The 762-nt window shown below is 46.6% G+C and carries 2 pseudogenes; one reads left to right on the plus strand and one right to left on the minus strand.

Features of this window, described 5'->3' with window-relative positions:
- A pseudogene (locus CIK04_RS23525) lies at positions 1-420 on the minus strand (UvrD-helicase domain-containing protein); the annotation flags it as partial.
- Between the two features lie 167 nt (positions 421-587).
- On the opposite strand from CIK04_RS23525, the pseudogene CIK04_RS23530 reads away from it, so the two are divergent.
- Positions 588-731: pseudogene (locus CIK04_RS23530) on the plus strand (TetR/AcrR family transcriptional regulator); the annotation flags it as partial.
- Positions 732-762: the final 31 nt, after the last annotated feature.

A 762-nucleotide genomic window follows, 5' to 3' on the forward strand; every position in this document is an offset into this window, starting at 1 on the left:
CCAGTTTGAGATAGTGCTCATTAACTGACGCAGCAGATCTTTATCGCCATCAAGCTGTTTTTCAGTCAGCTCTTTAAGCAGTGCAAGCTGATCTTGATCGTCAAACAAGGAAAAGCCCGACTTCAAACCCAAATGACGATACTCTCGTTTGATGATGTTCAAACCAAGCGTGTGAAAGGTTGACACCATCAGGCCTTTTGATTCCCCTCCCAGTGTCTGTCCCACACGTTCTTTCATCTCACGTGCGGCTTTATTGGTGAAGGTGACCGCCGCAATATTACGCGCTTGTAGCCACACTGTTGCACCAAATAGGCAATCTTATTGGTGATCACGCGTGTTTGCCTGAACCCGCCCCGCAAGCACGAGGCAGGGACCTGATACGTATTTCACGGCTTCGTCTTGTCTTGGATTCAGTTTCATAGCGCTTATCTGTGGTCAAAAATCGAGGCCCATATAATAGTCGTCGAGTGATGAGATTGCCATTGCCTCATTGACAAGATTTTTACTCAATAGCACACATAGCACTTGCCAATATGGCTATTGTTTCCGCTATAATGAATGAACGTTCATTCACTGGTGGATAACCCATGTCATCTGAAGAGCAGAACGACAAGCAACAACAAATCCTGGCTGCGGCAGAGAAGTTGATTGCGGAGTCCGGTTTTCAGGGTCTATCGATGAGTAAATTAGCCAAAGAAGCGGGCGTCGCAGCAGGTACGATTATCGTTATTTGACGATAAGAACACCTGCTGGATGAGCTCA

The organism is Vibrio sp. 03_296 (assembly GCF_002265885.1).